The sequence below is a fragment of the Xanthomonas hydrangeae genome (assembly GCF_032697525.1).
GTDB classification, from domain to species: domain Bacteria; phylum Pseudomonadota; class Gammaproteobacteria; order Xanthomonadales; family Xanthomonadaceae; genus Xanthomonas; species Xanthomonas hydrangeae.
In genome coordinates this window covers 2475782-2495808 of the sequence record NZ_CP103836.1, presented here as the reverse complement: position 1 = coordinate 2495808, position 20027 = coordinate 2475782, and the positions used below count along the sequence as shown (strand labels likewise).

17 protein-coding genes and 1 pseudogene are annotated in these 20027 nt (G+C 64.4%); 4 read left to right on the top strand and 14 right to left on the bottom strand.

What is annotated here, in order from left to right:
- Window positions 1–315, top strand: coding sequence for a hypothetical protein (locus tag NYR97_RS10295; protein ID WP_115039388.1), 315 nt, complete (start codon window positions 1–3; stop codon window positions 313–315).
- Window positions 316–323: 8 nt separating this feature from the next.
- Window positions 324–1073 carry a M90 family metallopeptidase gene (locus tag NYR97_RS10290; RefSeq protein ID WP_316697823.1) on the top strand — a complete coding sequence of 250 codons (750 nt, stop codon included), beginning with the start codon at window positions 324–326 and terminating at the stop codon, window positions 1071–1073.
- Between the two features lie 163 nt (window positions 1074–1236).
- Here the strand turns inward: NYR97_RS10290 and NYR97_RS10285 are convergent, their stop codons facing one another.
- From NYR97_RS10285 to aroE, 13 genes are all read right to left on the bottom strand, one after another.
- Window positions 1237–2424: a DUF1501 domain-containing protein gene (locus tag NYR97_RS10285; RefSeq protein WP_316697822.1), complete on the bottom strand. Its 1188-nt coding sequence runs from the start codon at window positions 2422–2424 to the stop codon at window positions 1237–1239.
- A gap of 84 nt (window positions 2425–2508) precedes the next feature.
- Entirely contained in the window at window positions 2509–4098 is a 1590-nt protein-coding gene (locus NYR97_RS10280; RefSeq protein ID WP_316697821.1) for a DUF1800 domain-containing protein, read from the bottom strand.
- Between the two features lie 123 nt (window positions 4099–4221).
- Window positions 4222–5592 carry an ATP-binding protein gene (locus NYR97_RS10275; RefSeq protein ID WP_172839287.1) on the bottom strand — a complete coding sequence of 457 codons (1371 nt, stop codon included), beginning with the start codon at window positions 5590–5592 and terminating at the stop codon, window positions 4222–4224.
- Between the two features lie 74 nt (window positions 5593–5666).
- Entirely contained in the window at window positions 5667–6350 is a 684-nt protein-coding gene (locus NYR97_RS10270; RefSeq protein ID WP_002808458.1) for a response regulator transcription factor, read from the bottom strand.
- Between the two features lie 70 nt (window positions 6351–6420).
- Complete coding sequence (locus NYR97_RS10265) at window positions 6421–6687, bottom strand: hypothetical protein (protein ID WP_006452098.1); 267 nt, start codon at window positions 6685–6687, stop codon at window positions 6421–6423.
- 374 nt (window positions 6688–7061) lie between these two features.
- A complete protein-coding gene (gene dusA, locus NYR97_RS10260) occupies window positions 7062–8066 on the bottom strand; it encodes a tRNA dihydrouridine(20/20a) synthase DusA (RefSeq protein ID WP_316697820.1) in 1005 nt (334 codons plus the stop codon).
- Between the two features lie 545 nt (window positions 8067–8611).
- Window positions 8612–8836, bottom strand: coding sequence for a hypothetical protein (locus tag NYR97_RS10255; RefSeq protein ID WP_006452100.1), 225 nt, complete (start codon window positions 8834–8836; stop codon window positions 8612–8614).
- Window positions 8837–9585: 749 nt separating this feature from the next.
- Complete coding sequence (locus tag NYR97_RS10250) at window positions 9586–10161, bottom strand: ankyrin repeat domain-containing protein (RefSeq protein ID WP_205392832.1); 576 nt, start codon at window positions 10159–10161, stop codon at window positions 9586–9588.
- Window positions 10162–10220: 59 nt separating this feature from the next.
- Window positions 10221–11726, bottom strand: a complete 1506-nt coding sequence (gene katB / locus NYR97_RS10245; RefSeq protein WP_316697819.1) for a catalase KatB — start codon at window positions 11724–11726, stop codon at window positions 10221–10223.
- A gap of 270 nt (window positions 11727–11996) precedes the next feature.
- Complete coding sequence (dinG, locus tag NYR97_RS10240; RefSeq protein WP_316697818.1) at window positions 11997–14129, bottom strand: ATP-dependent DNA helicase DinG; 2133 nt, start codon at window positions 14127–14129, stop codon at window positions 11997–11999.
- A 117-nt stretch (window positions 14130–14246) separates the two neighbouring features.
- Window positions 14247–14474, bottom strand: a complete 228-nt coding sequence (locus tag NYR97_RS10235) for a hypothetical protein (protein ID WP_316697817.1) — start codon at window positions 14472–14474, stop codon at window positions 14247–14249.
- Window positions 14471–14833, bottom strand: coding sequence for a hypothetical protein (locus NYR97_RS10230; protein WP_205392835.1), 363 nt, complete (start codon window positions 14831–14833; stop codon window positions 14471–14473). The genes NYR97_RS10235 and NYR97_RS10230 overlap by 4 nt, the downstream gene beginning before the upstream one ends.
- Before the next feature lies 1 nt (window position 14834).
- The gene (gene aroE, locus NYR97_RS10225) at window positions 14835–15686 is read right to left on the bottom strand and encodes a shikimate dehydrogenase (RefSeq protein WP_006452106.1); all 852 of its coding nucleotides are present in this window, start codon (window positions 15684–15686) and stop codon (window positions 14835–14837) included.
- Window positions 15687–15738: 52 nt separating this feature from the next.
- On the opposite strand from aroE, the gene NYR97_RS10220 reads away from it, so the two are divergent.
- Window positions 15739–16620 carry a TolB-like protein gene (locus NYR97_RS10220; protein WP_316697816.1) on the top strand — a complete coding sequence of 294 codons (882 nt, stop codon included), beginning with the start codon at window positions 15739–15741 and terminating at the stop codon, window positions 16618–16620.
- 594 nt (window positions 16621–17214) lie between these two features.
- A pseudogene (locus NYR97_RS22450) lies at window positions 17215–17409 on the top strand (hypothetical protein); the annotation flags it as partial.
- On the opposite strand, the gene NYR97_RS10215 reads toward NYR97_RS22450, so the two are convergent.
- Window positions 17388–19907, bottom strand: a complete 2520-nt coding sequence (locus NYR97_RS10215; protein ID WP_316697815.1) for a PepSY domain-containing protein — start codon at window positions 19905–19907, stop codon at window positions 17388–17390. The pseudogene NYR97_RS22450 and the gene NYR97_RS10215 sit on opposite strands and share 22 nt — an antisense overlap.
- Window positions 19908–20027: the final 120 nt, after the last annotated feature.

Genomic DNA, 20027 nt, shown 5'->3' with positions numbered 1-20027 from the left:
ATGATCGCCAACTCACGCCGCTTGCCCTGGATGTGGACGATGCGCCGAATCACGGTTTGCCTGCTCCTGTTATTGGCTCCGCTTGCCGCGCTGGCATCGGACCAACTGGTCGACGGCGACCATGAGAGTTGCGTCAGCACCAATTCGGCTGCGCGCGGCAGGACGCCCAATGGCGAGGCCGCTGCACCGGCACGCGCTCCCGCGCACAAGCCCACGCCGGCCACCGGCGGCGGCGGTAGCGACGGCGACGCGCTGTTCCCACGCATGCGCACGATGCCGCGCTGGCACAGTTTTCTGCCGGGCATGTTCCGCTGATCCAGTGGTTGTCGCGCTGGCTGCGCCGGCCGCCCATCGACATTCCTGATGCGTTATGGCTGCCGGTCTGCAACGGCTGCGCCTGGGTCGCCGCGCTCGATCCGCCCCGCCAGCACCGTCTGCGCACCCTAGCTGCGCAGTTCCTGCAGCAAAAAACCATTTCCCCGGTCGATGGGTTGCAGCTGCATCCGCACGATCATGTGCTGCTGGCGGCCACCTGCTGCCTGCCGCTGCTGGAAATCGGTGCAGTGGGCTGGCGCGGCTGGTCGCAACTGATCGTCTACCCGGACGCGTTCCGTGTGCAGCGCACGCATCTGGATGCGGCCGGGGTGCTGCATGCATGGGACGACACCCTGATCGGCGAATCCTGGGAGCAAGGCCCGCTGATCGTCAGCTGGGCCGACGTGCAAGCCGACCTGGACGACCCGCAGGCAGGCTTCAACGTGATCGTGCACGAGATGGCGCACAAGCTCGATGCACTGGATGGCGCACTCGACGGCACCCCGCCACTGCCGCGCGATGCGCAACGCGCCTGGGTGCGCGATTTTCAGCGGGCCTTCGATGCGTTCTGCCAACGCGTCGATGCCGGCGAAGACACCGAGATCGACCCGTATGCCGCCGAGGCACCGGAAGAATTCTTCGCGGTCGTGAGCGAATATCACTTCTCGGCGCCGCAAGTGATCGCGCGCGTCATGCCGGATGTCGCTGCGCAGTTGACGCGTTTTTACGGGCCATCGCCGTTTGCTTCTTCTGCGTAACGCTGAGGGTGTGGTGGCATCAACACGTTGCTTGCGATGGTTGCCATGCAACCGCTTCGCGCGCGTTGCCCGCACACGCTTAGCCGAATTGAAAACAACGCTGCGCAATGTCGTCCAAGTGCCCGCTCGGCACTGCTGATTTCAACAGCACGCTGCAATGCACTCACACCAGCCCAAGATCGCGCGGCCTGGCACCAGGAAACACCCGCTCCAACTGCGCTGGCGACAGCCCCCACAATCGACTCAATAGACCGCCGAACAGACTGCGGTAATTGGTAAGCACCGGGTAATCGCGATTCTGCAGCAGCTGCGGTTGTTCGACCGCGACCTGTTCGCCAGCGATACGACCACCCTGCACGCCGCCACCCAGCACCCAATATGTGGTGCCGTGCCCGTGATCGGTACCCTTGCTGCCGTTCTCGCGAAAGGTACGGCCAAACTCGGAGAGCACCACCACCACGGTGTCCTTCCATGCAGGCCCCAAGGCATCGGCGTATGCCGCCAGCCCTTCGCCGAGATTGCGCAGATTATTCGCCAACCCACCTTCGACACTGCCCTGGTTGGCATGCGTATCCCAGCCGCCGACATCGACGAATCCCAGCCGGTACTGGTCGCGCATCAGGCTCGCCATGCGCCGGGTTTCGTCGGCGAAGGTGCGCGCACTGGCAGCGCCGCGGCCGGCCTGCTCCATCTCTTCGCGCAGCTGCGCGCTCACCTGCTGACGCAATGCCAGACCTTCGCGCGCGGCTGCCGCAAGCGGCGTTGCGTCGTACATCTGCGACAGGATCTGTGCCTGCCGCGCATCCAGACCGCCTTTGCCGATCCCACGCAACGACACATTGGGTAAATCGCCGCCGCCTTGAAACGTCAGCGGTAGCGAATCGGTAAACGCAATCGCCGGCACCCCGCTGAGTACGCCCGACAAACGCGCCATGAAACCGGACCGATAATCGCGGCGCTGCCTGCCGGCCTGGCCGGATTCGATGTCGTCCTGGGTTTCGAAGTGGCTGCGCGACACATCGTCGGTGCCGGCAAACGGCACGAAGGCCAGCTGCTTGCGTTGCCAGAGCGGCAACAGCGCATCGCGCATCACCGGGTTGAGACCCCATTGCGTATCCAGCGCAATGGCGCTGTTAGGATTGGCCGCATCCGGCCGCGCAATCGCCAGGGTCGGGCGCGCCTGATAATAAAAATCGCTGGCATGCGGCACCAGCAGATTATTGCTGTCGTAGCCACCGCGCAGAAACACCACCAGCAGGCGCGCACTGTCGCGTGGCGCAGCAAACAGGCGACCGGACCACGGCAGACTTGCGGCCGCTGCAGAGGCAAGCAGAAATTGACGTCGTTGCATGGCGCGCTCCTGTGGCGGTGATCGCTAATCGAACGTTGAAACAGCGGGTTTGAATCGACAGCCGTCTAATCGGCGACCCTCGAATCAGCGATAGTTGAAGTCCGGCGATGACAGCAGGAATCCATTCCATTCCGCAGGCGAACGCGCCTGCCCCAAGGCATCGCGCGTGCCGCTGGAAAGCGACGGCGCCACCCAGCGATACGATGGACGCGTATCGATCTGCGTCAGCACAGGAAGTGGCGTGTCGTTGTCGCCATCGAAGCGAAACAGTTGCTTGGGTCCGCTGCCCAGGGAACGCGCCACCTCGAAGCGTCGCGCCAGTTGCCCGGAGCTGGTCCACGCCTGCGATTGCAACGACCATCCATCGGGGGTGATGCGCCCGAACATCGGCTCGCCGAGTTGCTGCACCCAGCTCACCATCGGCGCGGCGTTGACCACTGGCTGATCTTCGTACGCCAGCCGCATGGCCGACACCACAAACCGATTCGGATCCTTGAACTTGCGCGGTTGCGCCTGCGCAAATTCCGGCGCGTCCAGCATGGCCTGCATCACCTTGGCGATATCGCCATCGCTGCGTTGGAAGGTCTTTGCCATGCGCGCGACCAGCGCGGCCGGCGGCTTGTCGCTGACGAAATACTCGGCAATACGTTGCGACACAAACTGCGCACACGCCGGTTGCCGCACCAATAGCTGCACGGCGCGCTCGATCTCATCCAGACCGCCAGCGGCGATGCGCTGGCCCAGCAAGGTCTTGTCGCCGGGTTGATGCCGCGCAGGATTGAATTCGAACAAGCCCTTGCGCACCACTTGCGGTTGCCCCGGTGCAGCAGTCGGCAAGGGCGGAGCACCTTCGGCCTTGATCGGCACCAGACCGGCACCGGTGAGTATCAGCGCCAGTTGCTGCACATCCTGCTGGCTGTAACCGCCATGCACGCCCAGCGTGTGCAGTTCCATCAATTCGCGCGCGTAATTTTCGTTGACCTTGCCTTTGGCATTCTTGGCGTTATCCAGATATTCCAGCATCGCCGGGCTTTCCAGCGTCGCCATCACCAGGTCGGCGAACTTGCCGGTGGCGTGCGGACGAATCGCGTTTTCCATGTAGTCGGCCGCCATCCATTTCACGCGCCCCTTGTCGGCGTATACGCTGAAGTGATTGAGCCAGAACCACACCAACTGCTCGCGCAGCTGCGCCGGCGCATACACCGCACGCAGCAATTGCGCCTGACGCGCCTGGGTCAGCATCTGCCCCCCACGCGCCTGCCAGGCCTTGCGCAAGGCGATCTTTTCTTCGCCATCGGGCATGCCCTGCAGGCGGATCTTGTCGGCCTCGTACTGCGTCAGCAAGGCCAGCAAGGGCGTGTGCAATGCATCGAATTGCTGCAGTTGGGCACGGATCGGCGCGGGCAATGTCGCATCGTCGCCGGCCTGCAGCAGCAACCGGCCATAGCGCTTGGTGCCGAGCCGCTGCAGCTGCGCCGCGCTATCGGCATCCACGCTGTAGGTTGCACGCTGCAACCAGCGTGTCTGTACTTGGGTCAATGGCGCTTCGGCGGCGCTACACGACAGCACGACGACGCAACCCGCCAACAGCAACGGCACACGCCATCTGCGCTGTCGACGTGTCCGGACGGAAAGTGCAGTGACCCACTGTGCCTGTGCAACGCGCTCGAACATGCAGTTCTCCATCGCAACGGCCTGCAACCGGCCCAGTATGGTCAAGCCAACGCGTGAGGCGTTAAACGGTTGTCGGAGCGTGGCGCGACATTGGCCACGGGTTCATCCCGCAACGCATGCCGGTCACAGTCCCGGCGGCAAGGTCACATCGAAGCGGGCGCCGCCCAGTTCCTGCGAGCGCACCACCTGCAATTCGCCGCGGTAGGCCTTGATCAGGTCCTGCACGATCGACATGCCGATGCCGTGGCCTTGCACGCGTTCGTCGCCGCGCACGCCACGTTGCAGAATCTTGGCCACATCTTCCGGCGCGATGCCGGGACCATCGTCTTCCACCGACAGGATCAATCCGGCGCGGCGGCTCCCGGTGGTGGGACCTGGCTGCGCAGTCAGCAGCACGCGGCTGCGCGCCCACTTGAAGCCGTTTTCCAGCAGATTGCCTAGCAGCTCCTGCAGATCGCCCGGCTCACCATGAAAACGCGCTTCGGGCGAGATATCGAATTCGCACAGCACTCCTTTGACCGAATACACCTTCTCCAGCCCGCGCACGATTTCTTCGGCGGTCGACTCGATCGGCAACGGCGCGGCAAACAGCTTGTGCCCGCTGGAGGCCGCGCGTGCAAGCTGGTAAGACACCAAGTCGTTCATGCGCCGCAGCTGCACGTCCATTTCCTCGTGCAGATCGCGCTCGGACTGACCGCTGTCCAGTTGGGTGCGCAACACGGCAATCGGCGTCTTGAGGCTGTGTGCCAGATCGGCAAGCGTATTGCGCTGACGATCCAGGTTGTCGCGCTCGCTTTCGATAAAGGCGTTGATGCTTTCGGTCAGCGGCTCCAGTTCGCGCGGATGCTGCTCGCTCATGCGCTGAATTTCGCCGCGCTGCACCTTGGTCAATTCGTTGATGACCCGCCGCAGCGGTCGCAGGCTCCACTGCAGGATGAAGGCCTGCAGCACCAACAGCACCACGCCGGCACTACCGAGATAGAACCACACCGCGCCACGGAACACGCGCAATTGCGCGCCCATCGAGCGCGCGTCTTCCATCACGTAAATGGTGTACGGAATCTCGCCGCCGTGTTCGCGTTCGACATAGCTCACGCCCAGGCCGTAGCGGTACAGCTCGCCCAGACTGCCGTCGATCTGGGTCATCTCCAGCGGGCCGATGAACTCTTCCTGGCGCGGCTCGAGCATGCGCCCATGCGGAATATTCGGGCCCTCGGCCGACATCGACGTCCAGCTTTCATCCGGGCGCACGACTTCCACGTACAGCCCGCCGCCGGGCACATCGAAACGCGGATCCGGCGGCTGGCCGCCGATATACAGCGAACCATCGCGAACGAAATCGATATTGGCGGCATACGCCGAGGCGTAGTTCTTCAGCCGCTCGCGCAGATTCTTTTCGGCAGTGTCGGCGAACGCCACATCCAGCGCGTAGCCTGCCAGCGCCAGGAAGGCCACCAGACTGAGGCTGGCAGCCAACAGCTGGCGGGCCTGCAGGGAGCGCGGCCGCCAGCGTTTGTACCACTTGGAGCGCACCGACACCCTATCTTCCTGTTTGCCGACGCGCGGACTCAGCCTTCGGTACGCGGGATGGCGAAGCGGTAGCCACGACCGCGCACGGTCTCGATCGGCTTGAGCTCACCGTCGGGATCGAGCTTCTTGCGCAGGCGACCGATAAACACTTCCAGCACGTTCGAATCGCGATCGAAATCCTGCTGATAGATGTGTTCGGTCAGATCGGCCTTGGAGACCAGTTCGCCGGCATGCATCATCAGGTACTCGAGCACCTTGTACTCGTAGCTGGTCAGGTCGACATTGGCACCGTTGACGCTCACCGTCTGCGCTGCCAGATCCAAAGCGACCGGGCCGCACTCCAGGGTCGGCTTGCTCCAGCCGGCCGCGCGCCGCAGCAACGCGTTGACGCGCGCCAGCAGCTCTTCGACATGGAACGGCTTGACCAGGTAATCGTCGGCGCCCTGCTTGAGGCCTTCGACCTTGTCCTGCCAGCTCGAACGCGCGGTCAGGATCAGCACCGGGAATTTCTTGCCCTCGTCGCGCAGCGCCTTGATCAGCTCCATGCCCGACATCTTGGGCAGGCCAAGGTCGATGATGCCGACGTCGAACGGCACTTCGCGGCCCATGTACAGGCCTTCTTCGCCATCTTGTGCAGCGTCGACAGCAAAGCCTTCACGCTTCAGGCGCGCGGCAAGTGTCTCGCGCAGCGGAGCTTCGTCTTCGACCAAAAGGATACGCATGCACTCTCCCTAGTTACGTTGTCGGCGGGTGCCGGGGAATTTATGAGACTGAACGCAGAACTATCTACGTTTACTGGTTATCGTCGCGTGGTGGCGCATCTGGCGGCGCCGGGCGACGTGGCGGCGGGGGCTGCATCTGTTCCGATTCGTACACGGTGTGCACGCGCCCATCCAACATGTACTTGACCCGGTTGAGATTGCCACCGTCGAATGGCACACGTTCGGCGCTGAGGATCTGTCCACCGGTGGACCGCTGCACCTGCCGAATGGTGTCCGACAGCGTGCGCCCGTTGCCGCGGGCTGAGGGCGGTAACGCCTCACGGCCCGAATGCCCCATCGGATATCCCTGACACCATGCCGACGGCGCTGCCGTGGCGACCCAAAGGGCAACCAGGACAACATGGCTAGCGCGGCAGAACGGCTGGGTCACAAACGAATCCTAGCGGGTTGTTCAGGAACATTCAAAATTCGTGAAACCGGCCATGCGTCACAGCGTGGTCGAGCCCGAGAATAGACCCAAATTCTTGATTTTGGGGAGTGAATCCGATCTGAACTTTTTAGCTTCGTGTTAACGCGATTCAGTGAAATGAACGCCATTCGAGGCCGAAAGCCTTGCCTGTGCTCGCTCTCGCGGTTGTGGCTGCCGCGCTGTGAGCTAACAAATGCGGCCGTTCAAGAGTTGGTTCAGGCCATGCAAGTGCCGGACCACTCTCAGGCAACCACGCGCCATGCGTGCGTGTCGGTGCACTGCAATGCCTGCTCGACCAGGTCCCACCGGGCGCCGGGCCGGTGTGCGCCCTCGCTCAGCACCTGGCGGAATGCGCGTCCGCCGGGCTGCCCGTGGAAGAGTCCCAGGACATGTCGGGTGATGTGCTTCAGCGCCAGCCCTTGCTCCAGCTGGGACTCTACATAGGGCTGCAGCGCGCGTAGCAATGCCTCGCGCGATTGTTCCGGGCGCTGATTCAGTGCCGCGTCCAGGCAATGCAGCACGTAAGGGTCGTGGTAGGCCGCACGGCCGAGCATGACGCCATCGGTGTGTTGCAGATGTTCCAGCGCGGTGTCCACCGCAGCGATGCCACCGTTGATAACCACCGGCAATTGGGGGCGCTCCTGCTTGAGGCGATAGGCCCAGTCGTAGCGCAGCGGCGGCACCTCGCGGTTTTCCTTGGGCGACAGGCCCTTGAGCCAGGCGTTGCGCGCATGCACCACCACCATGGCAGCGCCGGCCGCGACGACTTGATCGACGAAACTGGCGAACACCAGGTAGTCGTCATCGTCGTCCACGCCCAGGCGGCACTTGATCGTGACCGGCAGCGTGGTTGCCGCGCACATGGCGCCAACGCACTCGGCCACCAGCGCCGGCTCGCGCATCAGGCAGGCGCCAAAACGCCCGGCCTGCACGCGATCGGAGGGGCAGCCGCAATTGAGGTTGATTTCGTCATAGCCCCACTCCTGCGCGATCGCCGCAGCCTGCGCGAGCAGGGCAGGTTCACTGCCGCCCAGTTGCAGCGCCAGCGGATGTTCGACCGGATCGAAGCCGATCAGCCGCGTGCGATCGCCATGGATCACCGCGTTGGCGTGCACCATCTCGGTATACAGCCGCGCGGAGGGCGCCAGCAGGCGATGAAACACGCGGCAATGGCGGTCGGTCCAGTCCATCATCGGGGCGATGGACAGACGCAAGGAAGCGGCGTAACGATCGGCGGAAGCGGTCATCGACAAGTTGGCCACCGTGAGTGGCCATCGGAATGCGGAGCAGGATCAACAGCTTACACGGGCACCGATGAATTTTCCGCAGCGCAGGAGCCATGCCGAAGCTCTTGGCTGTCAGATCTGGCTGCAGGATCAGTTGTTCGCAGCGTCATGCGATCGACCGCGTATCGACAGGCAGAATTCGAGACGATGTGAGCGTTATGGATTGCGTTGGAGGCGCGCTTCGGCAACCACCATCACCGCCACGCCTGCCGTCGGCGCGGAGAACGGCATCGCGCTCGCACCGTTTTGGTTCCAGCTTGCCAAGTCCGAGTGCCGTCGAGCGGCATCGCTATTTGCCGGCATCGCGCCGCCTCAGCGGTGGCGTGGGCCAGTTTGGCAGGCTGAGTCTGGCCGTGGGTGTCGCATTCGTCGAGCAGGATGCTGCTGTCCCTGGCGGCGCCCGCCCCTATCGAGCGAACGCGCTACATCACTGCTTACAAGCGGGATTCTTGCGTCCACTGCTGGCGTCAGCGCGATTGCGCGCTGCGCCTGGACGTGAGCAATGCTTACGGGTTGCGGAAACCAACGCGCTCTTCGGCAGTCAGCGGCTTGCCGAGTGCGTGGTAGGAGGCGACCAGCGTGATCAGGGCAGTGCCCAGCACGGTGTAGAAGCTCCACGAGGTGGCGAGGACATGCACCTGGCCGAACACCAGCGCCACGACGGCGGTGGCGGTGCACAGCACCATGGCGAGCAGGGACATCAGGAAAGGGATGGAAGGATCGAGCTTCATGGTCCGGGGGTTCCAAGGTGCGATAGCTTCAGCATCGGCGTTGCCAGCGCTTTCTTGAACTGTTTTCTGCGATTTTTCCCAATGAACTTCAAGCAAGTCAGCGCGCGCTCAGATTTATGTCAAAGCCTTGGCGCACAAAGGTTTCAACGTCAGAAAACTCCTGACGTACTGGCAGAAAAATCACCACCTCCGCCAGAGTTCCAACGCACGCGCGGCAGAAAACCGGCGGGGCGACATGGAGCCGATGGCGCCGCCAAAGGGCAGCTTCGGCAGCTGCGATTGAGGTGCGGATCTTTAGCCGAACATCCGGCCCATGGCCGGGTGCAGGCAACCGACGCGACAGATGTGGGACGACCGCGCGGGGCCAGCTATCAGGTTGCCGCTCACCGCGCTTGTCACGGCACGTCGAAGTGCTGACCGGGGTCTGGGCCTGCCATGGCGGAGGACGCGCATGGTTACCGATGGAGGAACAGGATTGGGGGACTTCGTTGCCCGGACAATGGCGTGCCTGCATAAGCCATGGCAACGACACCTATCGGGCAGTTACCGGCTTTAGCGAATCGGTTGCCGCGCGTGCGAGCACGGTGCGACAGGCATCACGACTGAGCATCGTCCAGGCCATCAACCTTCGCTACTGGAGGCAGTGCTTCGATGCCCCCTGGCGGTAGAGCCAGTCGCCGGAGCCGACGTGCATCATTGGGCCAGGTGTCTTCTCAGGAGGACCCGACCGGCCAACAGGAAAGGCGCGCTCAGCGCGCCGGAGCGGTGGCGAACTCGCCGCGTTGCAGCTTGGTCACATCGTTGCCCTGCCCGTCCTTGAGGCTGAGGTCTGCGCCTTTGGCAGCCAGATCCTTGAGGACATCGGTGCGTTGAAACAGTGCCGCGTACATGGCCGCGGTCTGGCCGGCATTGTTGCGCTGGTCCGGGGCGCAATCAGCCTGCATCAACCGTTTGGCGATGCCCAGCTCGCCCTTGAAGATGGCGCCCATCAGCGCAGTGTTGCCGCGTTTGTCCTGCGCGCAAGGGTCGGCGCCGGCATTGAGCAACTGCTCCACCGCCGGGCGCTGGCCGTGATAGGCGGCCAGAATCAGGGCGGTATAGCCCTTCTCGTCGCGGGTGTTGAGGTCGTAGTGCGAGCGGATGAACTCGGCGAGCATGTCCTGCCGACCTTCGCGTGCCGCATCGAAAAAATACTCGCGCAACTGCAGCTTGATCTGCGCAGGGTTGGTGGCCGCATTCGTGGTACTGGCAGGGACAGACGCGGGTGAAGCAGCGTTGGCAACCGCAGACAAGGTGCCGAGCATCAGAAATAGCAGGGTGCGCATGTGGCTCTCCCGAAAACGAGAACGGCACCGCGGCACAGGCCGCGATGCCGTCGGGTGGATCAGTCCTGCAGGCTGGAGGCCAGCTGCTTGACGCGGGCCAGGTCACCCTTGGCAACGCGGGTTACGCCGGTGCCGTACTCGGGGTCGGCCTTGTACAGGAACGACAGCATCAGATGCTTGCTCTCGGTGTCGGTGGTGGCCAGCGACTCGCCGAAGCTCTGCACCAGGTCGGCACGATCCTTCTTGCTGTAGGACCGATACAACTCGCCAGCCTGCTTGAAGTTCTGCTCGCGGGTGATCTTGGCCTGCTGGGTGGTGCCCGACAGCGGCAGCTCGCTGTAACGCGCAGCGGTGTCCTGCGGACGCGGTTCAAGGCGGCTAGGCTCGTAGTTCACGCCGCTGGTGGTGTGCCCGTTATTGGCTTCGCCGTCCTGGTTGCCGTTATTGACGGCCACACGCGGGCGGTTGACCGGCAGGCTCAGGCCGTTGGTACCGATGCGATACAGCTGGGTATCGGCGTAGGAGAAAATACGGCCCTGCAGCAGACGGTCTTCCGACGGCTCGATACCCGGCACCAGATTTGCCGGCGCCATCGCCACCTGCTCGGTTTCCTGGAAGAAGTTGTCCACGTTCTTGTCCAACACCATCTGGCCGACCTTCTGCTCCGGCACGTCCGGCCAGATCTTGGTGGCATCCAGCGGATCGAAATCGAACTTGGCCAGGTCTTCCGGCTTGAGCACCTGCACGTACAGGTCCCACTTCGGGAAGTCGCCCTTCTTGATCGCACCGACCAGATCGTTGGTCAGGTGGCTATAGTCCTTTGACTGGACGGCAGCAACCTGCTTGGGATCGAGGTTCTTGATGCCTTGCAGCGTCTTCCAGTGGAACTTGACGTAGTGCACTTCACCCTGCGCATTGACCAGCTTGTAGGCGTGCACGCCGTTGCCGTCCATGAAGCGATAGCCGGCGGGCGTGCCTTCGTTGGAATACAGCAGCGTCAGCGTGCGCGTGCTTTCGGGCACGTGCGAGAAGAAATCGAAACGACGCGAATCGTCATCCAGGTTGGTGCGCGGGTCCGGCTTGAACGCGTGGACCATGTCGGGGAACTTGATCGCATCGCGAATGAAGAAGGTGGGGAAGTTGTTGCCGACCAGATCCCAGTTGCCTTCGCTGGTGTAGAACTTGGTGGCAAACCCGTGCGGGTCGCGCAGCGTTTCCGGCGAATGGTTGCCGTGCACTACCGAGGAAAAGCGCACGAACACCGGGGTCTTTTCGCCGGCACTGAACACCTTGGCCTTGGTCAGGCTGGACAGATCGGCGGTGGCGGTGAACTCGCCTTTGACGCCGGTGCCGCGGGCATGCACCACACGCTCCGGGATGCGCTCGCGATCGAAGCGCTGCAGTTTCTGGATCAGCTGCACGTCCTGCAGCAAGACCGGGCCGGTCGGACCGGCCGTCTGGGAATTCTGGTTATCACCGACCTTGGCGCCATTGTCGCGGGTCAGAACGGATTGGGCGAAGACCGGCGGGGCGATCAGCGTCGGGGCTAGCAGGGCTAGCACCATGAGGGATCCAGGGCGCATGGCGTCAGCTCGTTTGAAGGAACTGAATCATGGCCAGCAGGCCGAAGTGTGAGAAGTCGTTAGTTATGATCGCTGCGATAGGCGAACATGATGATGACTGTGTAGCGTGATATGCATCGCCAAATATGCGGGCAGCAGGTTGCAGATAACGGCATTGCCGATTTGATCTGTGAACTGACGAACTTCGTATTGCGTAACGCAAGCGCGCATGACGCTTCCAACAATGCTGCGTCGCAAGGTTCGATCAGCCAATCAACCGATCACCCGCTTGAACGGCGGCAGCGCGTCGATGATGCGTTTTCCATAGCGACGCGTGAGCAGGCGTGAGTCGAGAATGATCACGCGGCCGTGGTCGTTGGAACTGCGGATCAGGCGGCCGGCAAATTGCGTGAGTGTGCGCAGCGCGTGCGGGATGGCGATCAGGTTGAAAGCGTTATGACCGCGGCTTTCCAGCCATTCGCTCAGGGTCGAAGTCTGCGGGTCGGTCGGCACCGCGAACGGCACCTGGGTGATGACCACCGTGGTGCAGGCATCGCCGGGCAGATCCAGGCCTTCGCCGAACGAGTTCAAACCGAACAGCACCGAGCCCTCGCCGGCGGCAATGCGGCGCATGTGTTCGGTGATCAGTTGCGACTTGTTGCCCTCGCCCTGCACCAGCACGCGGTTGCGCTGCGCCAGCGGCATCAGGTCGGCGACCTTTTCCATCTTCCAGCGCGAGGTGAACAGCACGATGCTGCCCTTGGACGTCCAATCCAGCTCGCGCACCAGATAACGCGCGACTTCCTTCGGGTGGCCTTCGCGATCGTCCGGGGTGACCGGAAAATTGGGCACGATCAATTCGGCCTGATTGGGCAGGTCGAACGGCGAGGCCAGCGAGGCCATCTCGGCGTGATCGGGCAGACCGTTGTCGATGGCGAAGGATTGGAAATCGCCGCCGCCGGTGAGCGTGGCCGAGGTCATCACCACCGAATCCACCTCGTTCCAGATCATGGTGCGCAACACCTGCGCGGCCGACACCGGCGAGCAATGGCAGATCAGATCGCCATCGCGCGACAGGGTGATCCAACGCGCCATCGGCGGCTGGCCTTCCTTGTCTTCGCGTCGCCAGCCGCTCCACAGATTGTGTTGCTGCTCGGCCATTTCCAAGGCCATGCCGAGGCTGCGCTGCAGGCGTTCGCGCGCCGAATCGTCCTGCTTGCCCTTGGCGATCGCACTGTGTGCGGCATGCACCCAGTTGAACAGCGCGCGGGTTTCTTCGCCGAGTTCTTCGATCGCCGGGCCCCACTGCGGCGGCAACTTGCCGTTGGCCGCGCGCCACAGCGGATCGCGCTCGCCGGGTTCGGGCTTCCACACGTGTTCGACTTCGGTGTGGAAGGCCTTGAGCAATTTGGAAACGCGCGCGGCGACCTCAATGGCTTCGTTGGGCAGCAGATTGCCGATCTTGTCCTTGTCCACCGCGCGGTAGGCGGCGGCGATGAGGATCTGCAACCGGCCGGTGCGCCTGGCCATTTCGTCCAATGGCAGATTGGCCGCGCCCTGGTCGATCGCCACGCCGGCGATGTGATGGCCTTCGTCGAGCACCAGCAGCATGTCGGCGGGCGGGGCGATCAACGGCTGGCCGTTTTCGGCATCGCCCAGCGACAGCGAAGACAGCAGCAAGGCGTGGTTGGTGACCACGATCTGCGCCTCGCGCACATCGGTACGTGCCTTGAGCACCGGGCACTGCGCGGCGTAGCTGCAACGGCGGCCCGCACAACCGGAGGCCGGCGTGGTGATGCGCATGCGCAGCGGCACCGAGACCTGTTCGGGCGCGTCGTCCAGGTCGCCGTTCCAGCTGCGCGCGGCGTAGGCCTTGGCCAGACGTTTGGCCAGATCGGCATCGACAGGACTGAGCGGGCGGTCGTAGAGCGCCTGCTCGTCTTCGAACATCGCGTTCTGGCTGGTGTCGCCTTCGAGTTCAGCGGCATTCCGGGTGCACAGATAGCGCGTGCGGCCCTTGGCCAGTGCTACGGTCGCTTCCAGGCCGGTGGCCTTGAGGAAGGCCGGGATATCGCGCTCCACCAACTGCGATTGCAAGGCCACGGTGCCGGTGCTGATCACCAGCTTTTTCTTGGTGGCCAGGGCGATCGGCACGCCGGCAGTGAGATAGCCCAGGCTCTTGCCGACGCCAGTGGGCGCCTCGGCAATGCCGATGCCGCCAGAGGTGGCAAGTGCGCGCGAGACCAGGCCGATCATCTGACTCTGCGCCCGCCGCGTGGCGAAGCCGGGCGTGTTGGCCTGCAGCTTGGCGTAAGCCTCGCGGATGCTGGCCTTGACCGGATCGGTCAGGCTGCGCTGGGGAGGGACGGGCGCCGACGGCGCGGCCGGTGTGGCGACTTCACTCATCGCGCTATTTTCGCACGGACCGGCGCAGCGGCTGCGACCGGCGTGCGGAACAACTGAACGCGGTTGTCTTTACCTAAGAGCGGCCATCAAAACTACCGCGCGGTTTTGTTCGCCACTCTAGGTACGTCGCAGCCAGGCGTAGCGCGCCCATACCACGCCGATCACCACCATCGCCAGGCCCATGACCAGCATGCCGGCGCCCACACCGGTCGGCCCGAAGCGTTCGTACAAGCTGCCGCCCCGGTTGACCGCCGCCAGGTTGTGCGGATACAGCAGCGTCCAGATGCCTTGGCCAATGCTGACCAGGCCGACCATGGTCAGCCCCAGGGCCTTGATCGGAATCATGGCCGCTCGCTGGCTGCGGGCGATGAGCGTTGCAGGCTGCGCGCCAGCGTCCACACCAGCACGCCGATGCCCACGGCCTGCACGGCCATCAGCACGAAATGTGCGACACCGACCACCCTGCTGATCTGGCGCACATTGCCTTGTTGCAGCAACAGCATCGGAATGGCCTGAAAGGCGACTTCAGCCAGCAAACAGCCCAGCAGCACCCACAGCGCGGCCAGCCCGGCGCGCCGCAGCGACCCGCGCTGGGCACGCCACAGCAGCACCAGCCCCAACAGCAAGGCGATCAACAGCGGCACGCGCGACAGCAGGCTGGTGACCAGGGTCAGCAGGATATCGGTGGCGGTCACGCTGCCCACCTCAGTCGGCGCTGATCAGGACGGCATCGCGTGCGCGCAGCGCGGCGTAGACCGGGTTGGTGTCCGGGCGCACGCCGTGCCATAGCGCGAAGCTTTCGGCCGCCTGCTCGACCAGCATGCCCAGGCCGTCGATGGCGTAGCGGCACTGCGCCGCACGTGCCCAGGCCAGGAAGGCGATGGCGGTTTCGCCATAGTTGAGATCGACCGCTGCGGTGAGGCTGTTGACCAGCCCCAACGGCAGCGAGAACGCACCAGCGTCGCGATCGCGCCCGGCGGCCGTGGCATTGACGATCAGCTCGAAGTCGCCCAGATCGCGCAGGTCTTCGATATAGCGCGACATCACCCGTGCCGGTTCGCCCAATGCATCGCACAGCGCATCGGCGCGCTCGGGCGAGCGATTGACCACCACCATTTCGGTGATGCCCGCTTCCAGCAATGCCGGCGCCACGCCGCGTGCGGCGCCACCGGCGCCGAGCAGCAGCACGCGGCGACCGCGCAGATCCAGCCCGTGGCGGTCGGTGAGATCGCGCACCAGGCCGGCGCCATCGGTGTTGTCGCCCTGCCACTGGCCGTCGTTGCGCACCAGCGTGTTGACCGCGCCAGCCAGCCGCGCGCGGTCGCTCAGGCTGGCCGACAACGCACAGGCGGCCTCTTTCAGCGGCAGCGTGACGTTGGCGCCCTTGCCGCCTGCCTCGGCGAAGCGCTCCAGCGCGGCGGTGAACTCCTCCGGCGGCGCGTCGATGGCGGTGTAGTCCAGCGCGATGCCGGTCTGCTTCCCGAAGTCGGCATGGATGGCCGGCGACAGCGAATGGGCGACGGGGTGACCGAACACGGCATAACGGGATACGGGCATGAAACGTTCTCTGGTTGACTAGACTGTGCGCGACTTTAGGCAGGAACACCGCATGCAATACCGATGGACGCTGCTCGCGCTGGCGGCAAGTTTACTCTTCGTCCCGGCCGCGTCGGGGCTTGCCGAGTTCGGCATCGAAGGCATGGGCGTGGTCTCCACGCCGGCCAACGAAGCACGTGCCACGTTGAGCCCGGACGGCCAGCGCATCGTCTGGGCAAGCGACCGCGCCGGGGGTGCCGGCGGCTGGGATCTGTGGCAGGCCCAACTGCGCGGCGGGCGTTGGCAAAACGCGCAGCCGCTGCCGATCAACAGCACGCATGACGAGACTTCGCCATTGTTCAGTGCCGATGGCCGCTGGCTGCTGTTCGCCTCCACCCGGCCCGGCGGTGCCGGGAGCGCGGATCTGTATCGCGCGCCAGTGGATGCGCAGGGCGGGATCGGTGCAGTGCAATCGCTGGGCGCGGCGGTCAACAGCCGGGGCAACGAGCATTCCCCAACGCTGTCGCTGGACGGCACGCGCCTGCTGTTCGCCAGCGATGGGCACGGCGGTGCCGGCGGCATGGACGTATTCGTGGCACGTTGGGACGGGCAGGCCTTCGTTGCACCTGCGCCGTTGAGCGACATCAACAGCGCTGCCGATGAGCTGGATGCGGCCTGGCTCGGCGATGGGCGCGGACTGGTGTGGGCGCGCGGGCAGACAGATGGGCCCAGCCAGTTAATGCTGGCGACGTGCAAGAACGGGCATTACGGTGCGGGCCAGGCGTTGCCGCTGTCGTTCAACGGTCCGCAGGAACGCACCTTCGGGGCGGTGGTGGATGCGGCCAAGCCGGGCGAATTGCTGGTGACCGGCAGCGCGCGTGCACCGCGTGCGGGGCAGTTGGATATCTATCGGATGAAGGCGCCGGCGGTGGATGGGGATGCCAGTTGCCGTTGAGGGTGAGTGGATGCGCGAAATCAGACTGAGAGCGGCTGACAAAACTTACGTCACGCCGGTCTGTTGCAGGGCGGATGATCTGGGTCTTCGCTGGGGGCTTGGCTGCGGCTGATCTGTGGATTTGCTGCAGGGCCCTTGCCTGCCCACCATCGCGGGACACACCGAAAGTAAGGAGTGTTTAGACAATGCAGATGGATCAGTTGTAGAGCCGGTGATCTTCGGCTTGGCAGCAGGGTCCTTGCCCGCCCACCGTCGCGGGACACGCTGCAAGTAAGGAGCGTTTAGACAATGCAGATGGATCAGTTGTAGAGCCGGTGATCTTCGGCTTGGCAGCAGGGTCCTTGCCCGCCCACCGTCGCGGGACACGCTGCAAGTACGTCCCTGTAGGCTCTTACGCGGCATCCATGCCGCGTAAGGTCCCGCGACGGTGGGCGGGCAAGGACCAGTCGAGATGGTCGGTGTGCATGGTGCAAGCCATGCATGAGCTGCCTTTAATGCGCTTAACTCTCATGTAGTTGCGGCCCGCATCAGCGAGCCAGGGCAACCAGCGAGATGGTCCGCTTTTCACAAGGCTATCGACCCACCCTCTGGTGCGGTGTCCTCACCGATTGCGGGACCGTATGGCGGCATGGATGCCGCCACCGAGCCTCCACGGACGGATTTACGGCGTGTCCCGCGAGCGGTGAGGGCACCGCGCCCTCAACCATCCAGGCTTTTGACGTGTTGTCGGCTCCTCCAAGGCTTCGATGCAGTCGTCATGACCACGCTCAATACACATCGCGCCGATAACGCCCCGCTGCGGTCAACGATTCCAGTCGCGTTTCGCCCAGGATCTCGCGCAGCGCGGCATCGACTTCGCGCGCCATGCTGTCCAGGCTGCCGCAGACGTACATCACCGCGCCGCGATCGATCCAGTGGCGTAGTGCATCACCGGCTTCGCGCAGTTGATGCTGCACGTAGCGCTTGTGCGCCTGGTCGCGCGAGAACACCCAATCCAGTTGCTGCAGATGACCACTGCGCTGCCAGGCCTGCAGTTCCTCGGCAAACAGCCGGTCGTGCGCGGCATGACGTTCGCCGAACAGCAACCAATGTCCGTGCACCCCGGCCAGTTCGGCTTCACGCAACAAGCTGCGCAGGCCTGCGATGCCGGTGCCGTTACCGATCAACACCATCGGCGCGTGTTCGACACGATGGAAACCGGGATTGGTGCGCAGACGCGCATGCACTGGCGCGCCCACAGGCGCATGACAGATCAACCAACCCGAGCCCAGACCGGGACTGCCATCGGCGCAGGTGGTCAGGCGCACGACGGCGGTCGCGGTGCCATCTGCCGGCACGCTGGCCAGCGAGTAGTCGCGGGTGGGGAGCCAGGCGCAGGCATCCAGCCACGTTTGTGGATCGGGAGTGGAGGCCGGCGGCGGCGTTGGCGCTTCCGGCAATACACGCTCGGCAGCGGCTTGCTGCAGCGGCAGCAGCTGCGCGTGCACATGCACCAGCGCATCTGGCTGCAGCCCCCACGCAGCCAGACAGGTGCGTACCTGTACGTCGGCATGCGCGGGCTGCACTTCGAGGATGTCGCCGGCCTGCCAGTGCGCATCGGCCGGCGGATGCAGATCGATGCGCCAGATCGGCGCGCCTTCGCTGCCCGGGTTGAGGTGGGTGCGCGATGACAGTGTCCAGTGCATCAGCGTCGGCCGCGTCAATGGGACGGCGGCAACCGGTGCGCCGGCGATCTGCCCCAATTGCGCATGCCACTGCGCCAGGGCCTGCGGATCGGCGTTGTCCATTTCCACCGTGGGGAACAACGGCTGCGCGCCCTGCATGTTCAACCACTGCTCGATCCGCCGCGAAAACCCGCAGAACTGCGCGTACTGGCGGTCGCCCAGCGCAAGCACCGCATACGCCAGCTGCGGCAACGCCAGCCGCTGACGCAGCAACTCACGCTCGAAACCGCGCGCCGCGTCCGGCGGCTCGCCGTCGCCGAAGGTGCTGACTACGAACAGTGCATGCCGGGTGCCCTGCAGGTGCTGCGCGTCCAGCTGCGCCAGCGAGCGCACCTGCACCGGCAGACCGGCGGCCTGCAAATGCCCGGCCGCCTGCCAGGCAAGGCGCTCGGCGAATCCGCTCTGACTGGCGAATCCGATCAACCACGGCTCGGCCTGCGAGGCCGCCGGTGCGCTGTGCAATACAACGCGCGCGGCGCGCAGCTCGCGCTTCTTGCGGCGGCGATCCAGGTACAGCATCCAGCCGGTGACGAAGAACACCGACATGCCGACACTGGCCAGCATCACCACGATGCGGCCCGGCAGACCGAAGAAACTGCCCGAATGCAGCGGGAACATGCTGACCAGCAACTGCTGCCCGTACGGCAGCAATGCGTAGTCCTGGCGTTTCAGCAGCGTGCCGCTGGCCGGATCGATTTCCAGATTGTCGTAAGCACGATCGTGCTCGGGATTGTCGGGCAGGAATCGCGCGCTCAGCGGTTGCCCGGCGCGGGGGGGTATACGCAGATCCAGCGCAGACGTGCGTGTGGCCGGGACCGAATCCAGAGTGCGCTGCACGGCTGCAAAATCCACCGTCGCCGGCCGATGATCGCGCCCGTCGCCGCGCATTGCCGGCTCGGTGCCGAGCAAGGCCACCATGCCATCGCGATACCAGGTGTAGGACCAGGTCAGCCCGGTCAACGCAACCAGCAGATACACCAGCAGACACCAGGTGCCGAATACCGCGTGCAGGCTCCACAGAAAACTGCGCCCCTGCCGTCGCCATTCCACCGCCCACCAGGTGCGCAGACTCCACCAACGTCGCGGCCAACGCAGATACAGGCCCGATGCGCAGAAGAACAGCAGGATCAAGGTGCTTGCACCGGTCACTGCCTGGCCGCGCTTGCCGGCGGTCAGGTGGCGATGCAGATCTTCGATAAAGGCAAACGCGCCACTCAACCGGGGAGCGGCGACCTGTTCGCCGGTATAGGGATCGAAATACAGCCGCCCGCCACCTTTGCCGGCCAGACGTGCGGTGGAAGGACGCGCGCCGGTGGGGTCGATCAGCATGCGCGTGACCGCCTGCTGCTGATCCAGATCGAGCTTGCGCAGCAATGCATCGATCGGCAACGGCCGCTCACCTGCCGCATGCCGCTCGGCCAACTGCGCGATGGCCGGATTGGCCAGCCGCACGATCTCGTTTTCGAAGGACATCAGCGCGCCGGTCAGCCCCATCACCGACAGCACCAGCCCGGCGGTGATGCCGAGCAGCCAGTGCAGTTGGAACAGAACGGTCTTGAGCACGCGCGAGCAGCCTGGAGCAGTGGGCTCGCCATTGTAGATGAGAATCGTTATCGCAGTTTGGCGTACGACTGGTGGTGCCGCGGCACTCGAATGCCGGCACGCCACGCTTGATTACTGCTC

Bases quoted from the DNA above. Each gene is read 5' to 3' on its own strand.
- dusA (WP_316697820.1), bottom strand. From the start codon at position 8,066: ATGACCGCTTCCGCCGATCGTTACGCCGCTTCCTTGCGTCTGTCCATC.
- katB (WP_316697819.1), bottom strand. From the start codon at position 11,726: ATGGTGCTAGCCCTGCTAGCCCCGACGCTGATCGCCCCGCCGGTCTTC.
- NYR97_RS10265 (WP_006452098.1), bottom strand. From the start codon at position 6,687: ATGGGGCATTCGGGCCGTGAGGCGTTACCGCCCTCAGCCCGCGGCAAC.
- NYR97_RS10280 (WP_316697821.1), bottom strand. From the start codon at position 4,098: ATGTTCGAGCGCGTTGCACAGGCACAGTGGGTCACTGCACTTTCCGTC.
- NYR97_RS10285 (WP_316697822.1), bottom strand. From the start codon at position 2,424: ATGCAACGACGTCAATTTCTGCTTGCCTCTGCAGCGGCCGCAAGTCTG.
- NYR97_RS10255 (WP_006452100.1), bottom strand. From the start codon at position 8,836: ATGAAGCTCGATCCTTCCATCCCTTTCCTGATGTCCCTGCTCGCCATG.
- NYR97_RS10270 (WP_002808458.1), bottom strand. From the start codon at position 6,350: ATGCGTATCCTTTTGGTCGAAGACGAAGCTCCGCTGCGCGAGACACTT.
- NYR97_RS10295 (WP_115039388.1), top strand. From the start codon at position 1: ATGATCGCCAACTCACGCCGCTTGCCCTGGATGTGGACGATGCGCCGA.
- NYR97_RS10235 (WP_316697817.1), bottom strand. From the start codon at position 14,474: ATGATTCCGATCAAGGCCCTGGGGCTGACCATGGTCGGCCTGGTCAGC.
- aroE (WP_006452106.1), bottom strand. From the start codon at position 15,686: ATGCCCGTATCCCGTTATGCCGTGTTCGGTCACCCCGTCGCCCATTCG.
- dinG (WP_316697818.1), bottom strand. From the start codon at position 14,129: ATGAGTGAAGTCGCCACACCGGCCGCGCCGTCGGCGCCCGTCCCTCCC.
- NYR97_RS10220 (WP_316697816.1), top strand. From the start codon at position 15,739: ATGCAATACCGATGGACGCTGCTCGCGCTGGCGGCAAGTTTACTCTTC.
- NYR97_RS10250 (WP_205392832.1), bottom strand. From the start codon at position 10,161: ATGCGCACCCTGCTATTTCTGATGCTCGGCACCTTGTCTGCGGTTGCC.